Genomic DNA, 12300 nt, shown 5'->3' with positions numbered 1-12300 from the left:
TCCTTGACGATCAGTTGGTCTTCGCAGGGCTGTTGGCAGCTACTTTCTTGTCAGCGGTAGCTTTCTTGGCGACTGGCTTGGCCGGCGCGGCTTTCTTCTTGGCCGTGGTCTTGGCAGGGGCCTTGGCCTTGGCGACGGGTTTCTTCGGCGCAGGCTTCTTTGCTGCTGGCTTGCTGTCGACGGCCTTGGCGGCAGGAGCCTTGGCATCTTGCACCGCAACCATCGAGGCAGGTGCAGGTGCCGGAGTGGCCTGCTGGTACTTGGCCAGCAGCGCGACCATGGTGTTCTGCGGGGTCAGCAGCATTTCCACGCGGCGGTTCAGGGCACGGCCCTCGGGGCTGTCGTTGGCGGCACGTGGCATGACCGAGCCCATGCCCTTGAGGGTCAGGCGGTCACGCTGCAAGCCGCTGAGGCGGAAGATGGCCGACACCGAGGCGGCGCGCTCCAGGCTGAGTTTCTGGTTGGCAGCGCTAGCACCGCTGGTGTCGGCATGGCCCAGTACCAGCACGGCAGTCTTGGGGTCACCTTCGACAGTCTTGGCCACACGGGTGATCGGGCCGAGGGTCATTGGCAGCAGCATGTTCGGGCGATCGGGGTTATACGAGCTGTCCACCGGCAGGGTGACCGCCAGCACATTGTCGCGGCGCTCCAGTTCCAGCTTGCTGTCCTTGATGGCTTCGCGCAGCTTGGGCTCGTACTCGTCCAGCCAGGCCTGGGTGGCCTTCTGGTCGATCTTCGGCACAACCGGCCCTTTGGCTTGCTTGTCATCACCGCCGAACGGCCACCACCAGCGGCTGGCACTATCGGACTTGGCATCAGCCTTGGCCACGTTTTCAGTGACGGCTGCCTTCACTTCCTGCTCGGCGACCTTGTCCGAACCAAAAGGCCACCAGCTGGAGCCACCTTCCTTGGAGCCGTCCGGGGAATGACTGGCGCAGCCGGTAACGGCGGTCAGGCACAGGGCGAGTGCTAAGGTTTTATGTGAAGACATCAGCGATACACCATGAAATTGAAAGATATTTTGCCAACACACTTGAGGCGTTGGCATTGAGGATAGTCAAAGGGGTGGGGCAATACCCGCATTACCCGATCAAAGGCAGTCGGCAAGGACACGTACCAGATTCTGTGCCCGGGGATCCATGAGCACATACGGGCCGAGGGTATTGACCACGAAACCGAAGGCCACGTCATGCTCCGGGTCGGCAAAACCAACCGAGCCACCGGCCCCTGGGTGGCCGAAGGCACGGGCACCCAGGCCAAAGGTGGCATTGGATACGTCGGGCTGGTCGAGCATGCAGCCCAGGCCAAAGCGGGTCTGGGTGAGCAAGGTGCGGTCCTGTCCGAGGCTGTGCTCGCGGGTCAGTTCATCAAGCAGTTCGGATTCGAGCAGGCTGCCGTCCAGCAACCCGGCATAGAAACCCGCCAGGCTGCGGGCATTGCCATGGCCATTGGCCGCTGGCTGTTGCATACGCCGCCATTCCGGTTTGTTGGTGCTGGTCAGGATCGCCGGCGGGTTGGTGAAAGCACGGGTCGACAGCGCCTCGGGTTCGCGCATCGTCACCTGCAGCAGGCGCTGCGCTGCGGCATCCCCTTGGTTGCCTTTGCCCCGGGCGATATGCGCCACGCGGTAGAACTCCTCATCTGCCAGGCCAACATGAAAGTCCAACCCCAACGGGCGAGCGGTACGGGCCACGATCGAGTCGCCAGGGCCCCGGCCATCGGCGCGGCGAATCAGCTCGCCGATCAGCCAGCCGTAGGTGATGGCGGCATAACCGTGCTCGCGACCCGGCGTCCACCATGGCGTTTCAGCCGCCAGGGCATTGACCATGGTCCCCCAGTCATACAGGGCTTCGGCCGGCAACAACTCACGGATGGCCGGCAACCCGGCGCGGTGGCTGAGCAGCTGGCGCAAGGTGATCGACTGTTTACCAGCCTGGGCGAACTCGGGCCAGTAGTTGGCCACAGGGGCATCGAGGGCCAACTTGCCCTCGCCCACCAGTTGCAGGGCGGTGACGGCGGTGAACGTTTTGGTACAGGAGAACAGGTTGGCGATGGTGTCGCTGTGCCAGGCCTGCTGGCCATCCTTGTCGGCACTGCCGGCCCACAGGTCGACGACGGTTTCGCCACCGACCTGGATGCACAGCGCAGCGCCACGCTCCTGGGGATCTTCGAACAGCGCGGCAAAGGCTTCGCGCACGGCTTCGAACTTCAGCTCATAGTGACCCTGGATCTGCACCCGCTGTACTCCGTACGACCATGTCCAAAAAAGGTGTGCATTGTTTCAGTAGTTAGGTGTTTTGCAAACTGGCTTGGGCCAAATGGTCGCGACGAACGGTAGCTTGTGCTCAGTGCGCCTGTTTTTCCAGCTGGGTGCGCAATTGGCCCATCGCCTGCAGGTTGCCCTTGCGTACGGCGTCGACAAAACCCGGGTACGGCACATCGGTGATCGCCACCAGCCCAAGGTGGCCGTTCTCGCCGTCAAGTAGCCGACCACTGGCTGGCTGGTCGAGGTACTGGAACCAGTGCGCGCCAACGATCATCGGCTGCGCCAGGGCCGCCTTGAGGAAGTTGCCATAGGCCGGACCGCGGTCTTCTTCCCGCGCCAGCTCCAGCGGCCCCGGCCAGAATGGCCCGCGATCACGCGAGCCGAACTGGAACTCGGACACCAGCACCGGCTTGTCCAGTTCGGCCAGGCGGGCGAAATCGTAGCCGTCCTGTGGCTTGAGGGTATAGAAGTTGAAGCTGAGTACATCGCAGAACTCGGCACAGGCCTTGACCGCCTCCGGCGTGCTGACCGCATAGCGACCACCGAGCAGCAGGTGATTGGGGGCGTGCCACTTCAGTGAGTCGGCAATGGTCTTGAAGTAGGTCTCGGCGAACACTTGCTGGAAGTGCTGGTAGTCGCGCTCGATTTCCGGATGTTCCGGGTCGGGCAGCGGTGCTTCGAAGCCCGGGTCTTCCATGAGTTCCCAGGCGGCCAGTTCGATGCCCCAGGCCTTGGACAGCCCTTGCTGGTTACGGTACTTGTCGCGCAGCTGCTTGAGGAAGGCGCGCTTGGCCGGTACATCTGTGGTCAGGCGCAAAGTGCCGTAGGCCAGGCCATACCGTGCTTTAGGGTCGCTGCCGGGGGCAGCCCAGGCCAGTTCATTGTCGGCGAAGTAGCCGATCAGCCAAGGGTCGTCACGGTGATCTCGGGCAGCAATGGCCACTGCGCGCTCGGTGGCCATGGCAAAACGCGGGTCGAACGGGTCGGGCATGCTGCCCCACCAGTCCATGCCAGTGCTGATGCTGGCGTAATCACCCACGATCGACAGCGGCAAGGTGTAGGGCATACGTTTGGCCTGGCCCAGAGCGGGCTCGCTCCAGTTGCCGACCGTGTTGAAACCCCAGGCCTGCAAACGGTCGAGCGCATGCGTTTGCCAGCGGGCGGCGTCCAGTACCTGTGGCGGGCAATTAACGGGCTGCCCTTCAGCGGCCGGCGGGCAGGGTTTGCCGTAGGTACGTTGCAGGTTGGCGGCATAGAAATCGAACCAACGCCCTTGCTTGAAGTTGCGCCCTTGAGACGAGGCATTGCCATCGTCGTTGTTGCCTTCGCCGTAGAATGCGGCCAGCGCATCGCCCTCGCCCGGCAACGCCTTGAACATGCCTTCACGGCCGGCGACGTAGGTACGCCCGCCGTCTGCGGCGACGGCATTCACCCCCAAAGAATAGAACGGGTGGCCCTCCGGCGTTACCAGGTACCAGCGCCCATCACGCTTTTCGGTGCGAAAAAAACCTTTGGCCTCGAACGCCGGCCCGGCCAGCAGCCCGCCGTAGCCGTCCAGTTGCTGCCTGCCCCGCTCAGCCAGCCAGCCCTTGAGCTGCTGCTGTTCACGCGTATCGGCCGCCTTGAGCTGCTCGTCATTGGCAACCTTCTCGGGCCAATTGCCGCGAGTGGACTGGCCGTAGGCATCGATCAGATCCTGGTACGCCGCCTTGTAGGCCAGGTCGTCATCCTGGATCCCCACCCGCTCGATCAGCAGGCTCTGCGCCACCTTGGGGTTGGGGATGCTCAGGCTGACCGAGGCCACCTGTTTGAGGTCCACCGCGCCAGCGCTGCTGGTCAGCAGCAAGCGCTGGCCGCCATGGCTCCACGGCATGGGCGGCCCGGCGCGCATGCCCTGGCTCAGCGGCGAGCTGGCCGTCAGCGGCACCATCACGGTTTGCGCGGGACCGGCCGGCAGGTCAATCCGGCTGGTCAATGTGCCGCCATCGCTGCCTTGCACCGTGACATCCACTGTCAGCGCCCAGTCCATGCCACTCTGCAGGCGCAAGGTGAGGAACTGCCCGGCGGACCAGTCCCACGCCCCACCTTGCGGGCTCAGCCGCAGGGTCGGCCGCTCGGCCGGGTTGAACACCACACGCCGCAACACCTCGCCTTCGGCCGTCTGCTCGGCGTTGTACTGGGGCATGCCGGCATCCTCGGTTGCCACATTGACCACCGAGGCCGGGCGCACGAAGCTGAACAGCGTCTGCTGCCCAGCCAGCAAGGGCGAGCTGAACAGCAGGGCGAAAACGGCGGGCAGGGTGAGGCGGACCATAAGGCTGGGGCTCTCCTTCAGGCCACTCACGGGCCCTGGACTGAGTAATGTACGACGCGCCGAAGCAAGTGCCCCGGCGGTCAGCAAATCTCCCGCCGGAACGGCGGCAGCGCATTGAGAATAGCCTTGCCATAGCGCTGGGTGACCAGGCGCCGGTCAAGCAAGGTAATGACACCGCGATCCTGCTCGGTACGCAGCAGGCGACCGCAGGCCTGGATCAGCTTCAGCGAGGCGTCGGGTACGGCAATTTCCATGAACGGGTTGCCGCCACGGGCCTCGATCCACTCCGCCAGCGCGGCTTCGACCGGGTCATCGGGCACGGCAAACGGAATTTTGGCAATCACCACATGCTCGCAATAGGCGCCAGGCAGGTCGACACCCTCGGCAAAGCTTGCCAGGCCGAACAGCACGCTGTGCTGGCCATCGTCGACCCGCGCCTTGTGCTTGTTCAGGGTTTCCTGCTTGGACAGGTTGCCCTGGATAAGTACCAGCTTGCGCCAGTCACGGTCCAGGCCATCGAACACGTCCTGCATCTGCTTGCGCGAGGAGAACAGCACCAGTGCGCCGCGGGCATCTTCGACGATGTTCGGCAGCTCGCGGATGATGGCGGCGGTGTGCGCCGCCGCGTCGCGTGGGTCGGCCTTGAGGTCGGGCACCCGCAACAGACCGGCGTCGCCGTGCACGAACGGGCTGGGCACCACACAGGTGACCGCGTCACGCGGCAAACCCGAGCGCATGCGGAAGCGGTCGAATTTACCCAGCGCGGTCAACGTCGCCGAGGTCACCAACGCGCCGTGGGCAACGCTCCACAGGCTGCGGCGAAGCATTTCGGCAGCGAGGATGGGGCTGGCGTTGACTTCGATGTCGAACATCGCACCGCTTTCGGCCAACGTCAGCCAGCGAGCCATGGGCGGGCTGTCTTGCGGGTCTTCGGCGGTAAAGGCTGTCCACAGTTCCCAGTTGCCCTGGGCACGGGTGACCAGGCTGCCGAACAACGGGTACCACTCCTCGGCCTGGTGGCTGGCGATGCCAATGTTGACCTCACCGTCCATGCCTTCCTTGAGCAGGTCGGCCAGACGGGTGAACAGATCGTTGAGGCGGGCAAAACCCTTCTTCAGCTCGATACCCACTTCGCGCAGCTGCTCCGGCACGACGCCGCCTTCGAAGCGATAGCGGGGGCGCTCACGGCCCTCGGTGTCTTCACTGGGACGGAAGTCGGCCACCTGCTCGCAGAGGGTGAACATGAACTGCTGCTGGGTGCGCACTTCCCGCGCCAGCTCTGGGACCTGCTCGATGTACTTGCCCAGATCGCCGGGCAGCGGGTGCTGGGCCAGCAGCTTGGTCAGGTTCTTGGCGGTCTGCTCCAGCCAGTCTGCGGTGGAGCGCAGGCGGGAATAATGGGCGAAGTGGCCGATAGCCTTGTCTGGCAGGTGATGGCCTTCGTCGAACACATACACGGTGTCGCGCGGGTCAGGCAGCACCGCACCGCCGCCCAGGGCCAGGTCGGCCAGCACCATGTCATGGTTGGTAACGATCACGTCGACCTTGCCCATGCCTTCACGGGCCTTGTAGAACACGCACTGCTGGAAATTCGGGCAGTGTCGGCCGGTGCACTGACTATGGTCGGTGGTCAGCCGGGCCCAGTCCTGGTCTTCCAGGGCTTCTGACCAGCTGTCACGGTCGCCGTCCCAGCGGTTGCCGGCAAGCTTCTCGATCATGCTGTTGAACAGCTTCTGGCTGCGCTCGTCGACTTCGATGCGGAAGCCTTCTTCCTCGAACAGCTGAGCGGTAGCCGACTGGGCGTGGCCCTCCTGCAGGAGGATGTCGAGCTTGGACAGGCACAGATAGCGGCCACGGCCTTTGGCCAGGGCGAAGCTGAAATTGAGCCCGCTGTTGCGCATCAGGTCGGGCAGGTCCTTGAAGACGATCTGCTCCTGAAGGGCCACGGTGGCGGTGGCAATCACCAGGCGCTTGCCGGCTGCCTTGGCGGCCGGGATGGCGGCGAGGCTATAGGCCACCGTCTTGCCGGTACCGGTGCCCGCCTCGACGGCAACCACGGCAGGCTCGCCGGCGCGGCGGCCTTCATCGTCGCAGGCAATGTCGCCCAGTACCTTGGCCACTTCGGCGATCATCAGGCGCTGGCCATAGCGGGGCTTGAGGCTCTTGGCTTCGAGAAAACGCGAGTAGGCGCCCTGGATGGTGGCTTTGAGTTCGTTGCTGATCATGGTCTGCAGGCGCCCGTAGGGCTGGATATATTTTCAGTGTTTCGCATGGGCGGCTATCATACCCCGCTATTGCCCTTTATGCCGCATGGAGATCCGGATGCTCGCCTTTGCCCTGCCCTACACACTGCATGTTCTGGCTGCCCTGGTATGGGTCGGCGGCATGTTCTTCGCCTGGCTGGTGCTGCGCCCGGCAACGGTTGCGGCCCTTGAAGGGCCTGCGCGGCTGCGGCTGTGGGTGGAAGTTTTCCGACGCTTCTTTGGCTGGGTCTGGCTGGCGGTGGCGATCTTGGCGATAAGTGGTATCGGCATGTTGCACTTGCGTTTCAGCGGTTTCGAGACTGCACCGAAGTACGTACAGGTGATGATCGGTGGGGGCATCGTCATGTTTGCCTTGTTCATGCGCATTCAGGCGTTGCTGCTGCCGGAGTTGAAGACGGCGGTCCAAGCCGAGGACTGGCCGACGGGGGCGGCGGTGCTCGGGCGCATTCGGCGGATGGTGGGGGTCAACCTGCTGCTGGGCCTGGCCGTGGTTGCTGTGGCCAGCTCGCGCCTGATGATCTGACAGCTGAGTTATGCGTTGGAGATAGATCGAGCGCCGCGCGGGCGGCGCTCGATCGCATAGGCGCTGCAATTTCCCTGGCGAGAACTTCGCAGCCAAAAAGGTTTACAGGGGTTGCAGAATCAGCTCACCTGCGGCGCCTGCCAGGCCGGGCTGCCCAGGCTGCCCAGGCTGCCCAGGCCGGCCATTGGCGCCAGCATCGGTGCTGTACACCAGGCAACCCTTGCTAGCCCCACCTTTACCCGCCTTGCCCGCCGCCCCGGGCTTGCCTGGGGCGCCACCCTCCAGGCGCACGACAACGCGCTCTTGCGCGAACCCCTGCGGCACGCTGAGGCGGATGCGCCCGCCCGGCGCACCATCGTGCCCGTTGCCGCCGTCATCGCCATTGGCACCACGGCTGGCCTGGCCCCAGGTGCAACCACCCGCCTGCCCGTTGCCACCATCAAGGCCCACATAACCCGGCGCCCCCGCGCCACCACGGGCATCGATCGCCACCCGCTCGGCATCCACTTCAGCCAGTTTCAGGTCCAGGCTGCGGCCTGGCCGAGCTGCCCGCTGATAACTACCCGCCGCTCCGGGGGCACTGAATTCACTGCCTTCACCCAACCTCGCACTACGCGCCTCGATGACCAGGGGGCTGTCGGAGGGTGCAATGGCGATACGCGCATCACGGCCCAGTTCCAGGTGATCGACCGTCAATTGCGCAAGCGAGGCTGGCAGCAGCAGGGTTGCCGCATCGGCGACACGCAGGTGCGTGAAATGCACGCTGGCCGACTTGTCGGGCAGGCGCAGCATGGAATTGGCGGCGACCTCCAGGCTTTCAGCCTGGGCCAAGGGAGCGGCCAACATGGCCAGCAACATCAAATTACGCATTTCGGGGCGCCTCCTGCGCACGGGGAATGGACATGACATGGAAGATACCCGTCAACAGGATCTGCAAACGGTCGAACCAGCGGTGGCTGCGCCCACGCAAGCTGCCATTGAAGAACAGCACTTCGAGGAGGTGCAAGCTGAACAGGACGATGCCGGCGGCATTGATCAACAGATTGAAGGGCAAAGGTTGTGGCATCAATTGATTGAACAACACCACACCCCAGAAAGCGACCGTCAGGACCTTGCCCAGGCCCAGGATGAACTTCATACCCCGCCCCTATAAATTGTTGTTTTGTCGAGACAGCCCGTTCGAGCGGGCCATGCGACCAACATTAACTGCAATGCCAAGGCAGGCGCCAGCACCGCTCAGTTGAGGTGCAGCTCCACTCGTCGGTTGCGCGCGCGGCCCTCCTCGCTTTCGTTATCAGTGACAGGCTCGCTTTCTCCACGGCCCTGGCTGGTGACCTTGCCCGGTTCCAGGCCCTGGCTGATAAGGTACTCGGCAACGCTGCTGGCACGGCGCTCGGAAAGCGCCTGGTTGTAGCTGTCGGAACCCACGTTGTCGGTGTGTCCGATCACGCTCACCTTGGCGATGGTCGGTGAGTCGAGTTTCGCCACCAGGCCTTGCAGCCGTTGCTGCGCCGCCGAGGTCAGGTCGGCGGAATCGAAGGCAAACATCACCGCGCCGTTGTCATCGAGGATGATCACCTCCGGCGAGGGCTCAGGTACAGTGGCAGGCGGCGCTGCGGGGTACTCCTTCAGCGGGCAACCCATATGGTCGACTGCAGTGTTGGCGGGAGTATCGGGGCAATGATCGCGGCGGTCGAAAATGCCGTCGCCATCTTCGTCACCGTCCTGGGCGTAACAGATCAACCCCCCGGCAATGGCGCCCAGAGCGCCGCCACCTGCGGCCCAAGTGGAGCTTTCAATAGCGCCCAGGCCGCCCCCGACCAGGCCTCCCAGCAGGCTGCAGATGGGCCAGGTCCTTTGGTTGAGCGGCGCGCCACCATCGCTGTGGGTTGCACAGCCCGCGAGCAGGCTGGCAGCCACCAACAGCGGCAGCGCCGCCTTCGACGTCACACTCATGCTGAATGCTCCTGTGTCATTGGCCACGAACGGCTGACCGGCATGAAGACGCGCCCGTGCCACTGCTCAAGGCACGGGCGCACACCATCTACCGCTGGATCTTGATTTCGGTACGGCGGTTCATGGCACGCCCCTCGGCCGTGGCATTGTCAGCCACCGGCTGGGTTTCACCAGCGCCGACCACCGAAACGAAGCTGCTGCGCGGTACACCGCTCTCGACCAGGTAATCGGTCACCGAGTGGGCCCGACGCTCGGACAGTTTCTGGTTGTAGCTATCGGAGCCAACGCTGTCGGTATGGCCGCTGACGCTCAGGCGGGCGGAGGGCGCTTCCTGCTTCAGGCGCGTGGCAATGGTGTTGAGGCGCTCTTTGTCACGGGCGGTCAGGCGTGCAGAATCGAACTCGAAGTGCACATCGCGGATGACGATGACCTCTTCTTTCTGCACCACCACTTCCTCCACCACTGCTACCGGCTCAGGCGGGCAGCCGTTGGCATCGACCTGCACACCACGGGGTGTGCCCGGGCACTTGTCACGGCTGTCCGGCACGCCGTCGCCATCCTCGTCACCATCGCCATGGGCCCAGCAATAGCCCGCCGCCAGGCCACCGCCCAACAACGCACCCCAGCCAGCCCAGCTGGAACTTTCAATAGCGCCCAATGCGGCGCCACCTACACCCCCGACGGCGGCACATTTCGGCCAGTCGGTTTTCTGCAAACCTGCACAACCAGTCAACACACTGGTGAGCAGTACCAGGGGTAACGCTGTGCGTACTATGCTCATTTCATTGCTTCTCCTAGGGGGAATCGGCATAAGGCCGATCTCTGGGAGTAAAGACCGGGCATTCAAACCCTGCCAGCAATAAGCCACGACATGGTCACAAGCCTCTTTGCCCGCACGCCGCAGCCCGCTAGTCTTGGACGACTTGAACGAGGATTGGCAATGACCGACGGTTTTTCCCAACGCACCCCGCAGCAGGCCCTCGCGGCCCTGCTCGAACGCTTCACTCCACAACGCCTGCTGCTGGTCGGCACGCGCTTTCCGGCGCTGGACGCCTTCGCCCAGGCGCACCCCCAGGTGACTATTGCCACTGCAGCCCCGGGCCCGCTGCCGGCCGAACTGGCGGCACAACGCTTTGACCTGGCGGTGCTGGTGGACTGCCTGGAACACCTGCCCAAGCGCACCGGCCTGGAACTGCTCGGCGGCATTCGCAACCTCAATGCCAGCCGGGTCGCGGTGCTGACCGACCTGACCGCCTGCGGCTGGCAAGATACTGACTTCTTTGCCCTGGCCCTGTCGGCCAGCGAGAAATTCCGCCGTGACCAGCAGGTATTGAGCCTGTTCACCTATGATCTACATGACTACAAGCAGGTCCCGGACTGGCTCAACGCCCGGTTCTGGGCCAACCCGGAAATGTTTGGGAAGTACTGGTGGTAAACCCATGAATATCAAGGGCTTACCTCACCATGACCACCAGCATTGCTATGCCCGAGCAGGGCCAACTGTCACCAGCCTGTAACCAGCCTTGTCACCAACGACCATCTCAGGCCCTTTCGGTCTGGCACTACAGACGGTCAGGAATCTATTACCTGAGGGTTCGCCCTCGGGGATGCTCAACCCGTAGTCTCGCCATCTCTCTCCGTTCCACCGATAGGCCAACCGCTATGCAGTTCTCAAAGGACATCCTCAAGACACTGGCTGTCTTCCACCTCGACCGCCCTGAGGCTTCGTGGGAGGACCTCAAGGAACGCCTCAAGGAGATCGCTGAGGATGCCCTACAGGGCCATAGCGAGGACTCACGGGGCCTCTACATGGAAATCTATGACCAGATGAGCCACCACCTCGCTGAGGCTGCCTCGCTGGGTCGATTCAATATGAACCAACACCGGGCCATCGGCACCGGGCAACGAGTGCTCAGGGCTGCTCAGGAGCGTCTTGAGGGTCGTCCTCAGGAACTCACGGAGATCATTGGGGAGCTGTCTTGTAGCACGTCTGTAGCCCCTTCCGTGTCCCTATCTGTAAATGCGTCCTCGACAAACCCGATTACCTTCGAGGTCCTCGCTGAGATGTTCCTGAAGGAACGCCAAGGCAACGTGACAGGTGACACACATAAGGCAGTGACATCGAACTGTAGGACCCTCTCATCGCTTCTCGGAGACCTCGACATCAGGACCCACACACGGGCTGACATGGTGGCGCTCAAAGAGAGAGTCATGGAGGGCCGAAAGCCTCTGACTGTCAACAAGCTACTGGGCCAGTTATCGACCGTCATGGACTGGGCAAAGAACAACGGCTATATCGAACGCTCCTATGACAAGGACCTGAAGATTGAGAGGGGCGCTGAAAGCGAGCGTAGACCGTTCTCCCGTGAGGAAGTGGCGACCATCATGGACCACGCTAATACCTTGCCTGTGACCGACTGGAAGCGCTGGGCGCTGTCTCTGGGAGTCCTCACAGGTGCCCGTATTGGCGAGCTGTACCAACTGACTCAGGACGACATAAAGCAAGTGGACGGGATTACCGTCATCGACATCAACAAGGACGAGAAGGGAAAGACCCTGAAAAATGACTTCTCCATCCGGCAAGTCCCTCTGGTCGATGGGGCCTATGGGTTCTCCCTAAAGACCTTCCTTGAGTGGGTCGCATCGGAACCCGGCAAGCTGTTCAAGGCGAAGGCTCACTATTTCAACAAGCCGCTCAATGAGGCCCTACGTGAGCCTCTGGGATTGAAGGCAGGCAGTGACCAGTCGTTCCACTCGCTGAGGCATTCTCTGTCAGGTCTGCTGAAGGCCGCTGCGACCCCTGAGGTCATCGCTCAGAGCATCACCGGGCACAGCTCAGGGAACATCACTTACGACCTCTACGCGGGGTCTCAGAGGGTTCCTGTGGGGACGCTCCATGAGGCACTGGTGAAGGCGTTTACACTGGCCGCTAAGTAAGGCGATGAAGGGTCTACCACTTGTTGGTAGGCCTGCTTTG

The 12300-nt window shown here is 63.1% G+C and carries 11 protein-coding genes; 3 read left to right on the top strand and 8 right to left on the bottom strand.

All coding sequences use genetic code 11. The annotated features are described in order from the left end of the window. Nucleotides 1-10: 10 nt before the first annotated feature. The 4 genes from LU684_RS12315 to dinG form a co-directional block, all read right to left on the bottom strand. Nucleotides 11-991, bottom strand: coding sequence for an OmpA family protein (locus LU684_RS12315; protein WP_016488733.1), 981 nt, complete (start codon nucleotides 989-991; stop codon nucleotides 11-13). A 99-nt stretch (nucleotides 992-1090) separates the two neighbouring features. Further along, the gene (locus LU684_RS12310; RefSeq protein ID WP_016488734.1) at nucleotides 1091-2236 is read right to left on the bottom strand and encodes an EstA family serine hydrolase; all 1146 of its coding nucleotides are present in this window, start codon (nucleotides 2234-2236) and stop codon (nucleotides 1091-1093) included. A gap of 109 nt (nucleotides 2237-2345) precedes the next feature. Further along, complete coding sequence (locus LU684_RS12305) at nucleotides 2346-4580, bottom strand: beta-galactosidase (protein ID WP_102688895.1); 2235 nt, start codon at nucleotides 4578-4580, stop codon at nucleotides 2346-2348. An 80-nt stretch (nucleotides 4581-4660) separates the two neighbouring features. Then, on the bottom strand, nucleotides 4661-6805 hold the full coding sequence (gene dinG / locus LU684_RS12300) for an ATP-dependent DNA helicase DinG (protein WP_060520043.1): 2145 nt from the start codon (nucleotides 6803-6805) through the stop codon (nucleotides 4661-4663). Nucleotides 6806-6902: 97 nt separating this feature from the next. Here dinG and LU684_RS12295 point away from each other — a divergent pair, with 97 nt between their 5' ends. Continuing rightward, on the top strand, nucleotides 6903-7367 hold the full coding sequence (locus LU684_RS12295) for a CopD family protein (protein ID WP_016488737.1): 465 nt from the start codon (nucleotides 6903-6905) through the stop codon (nucleotides 7365-7367). Between the two features lie 102 nt (nucleotides 7368-7469). Here the strand turns inward: LU684_RS12295 and LU684_RS12290 are convergent, their stop codons facing one another. The 4 genes from LU684_RS12290 to LU684_RS12275 form a co-directional block, all read right to left on the bottom strand. Next, complete coding sequence (locus tag LU684_RS12290) at nucleotides 7470-8237, bottom strand: collagen-like protein (RefSeq protein WP_232894684.1); 768 nt, start codon at nucleotides 8235-8237, stop codon at nucleotides 7470-7472. Further along, a complete protein-coding gene (locus LU684_RS12285; protein ID WP_016488739.1) occupies nucleotides 8230-8505 on the bottom strand; it encodes a DUF1145 domain-containing protein in 276 nt (91 codons plus the stop codon). Before LU684_RS12285 ends, LU684_RS12290 begins: the two co-directional genes overlap by 8 nt. A gap of 98 nt (nucleotides 8506-8603) precedes the next feature. Beyond that, the gene (locus LU684_RS12280) at nucleotides 8604-9323 is read right to left on the bottom strand and encodes an OmpA family protein (RefSeq protein ID WP_016488740.1); all 720 of its coding nucleotides are present in this window, start codon (nucleotides 9321-9323) and stop codon (nucleotides 8604-8606) included. An 88-nt stretch (nucleotides 9324-9411) separates the two neighbouring features. Continuing rightward, a complete protein-coding gene (locus LU684_RS12275) occupies nucleotides 9412-10104 on the bottom strand; it encodes an OmpA family protein (RefSeq protein ID WP_016488741.1) in 693 nt (230 codons plus the stop codon). Nucleotides 10105-10263: 159 nt separating this feature from the next. On the opposite strand from LU684_RS12275, the gene LU684_RS12270 reads away from it, so the two are divergent. Beyond that, entirely contained in the window at nucleotides 10264-10758 is a 495-nt protein-coding gene (locus tag LU684_RS12270; protein WP_016488742.1) for a DUF6231 family protein, read from the top strand. A gap of 227 nt (nucleotides 10759-10985) precedes the next feature. Continuing rightward, the gene (locus tag LU684_RS12265) at nucleotides 10986-12260 is read left to right on the top strand and encodes a site-specific integrase (RefSeq protein ID WP_174713060.1); all 1275 of its coding nucleotides are present in this window, start codon (nucleotides 10986-10988) and stop codon (nucleotides 12258-12260) included. Nucleotides 12261-12300: the final 40 nt, after the last annotated feature.

This window comes from Pseudomonas sp. NMI542_15, assembly GCF_021283425.1.
Classification (GTDB): Bacteria; Pseudomonadota; Gammaproteobacteria; order Pseudomonadales; family Pseudomonadaceae; genus Aquipseudomonas; species Aquipseudomonas fortuita.
Note: the sequence above shows the minus strand (reverse complement) of the source record. Positions and strands in the feature narration are given on the sequence as shown.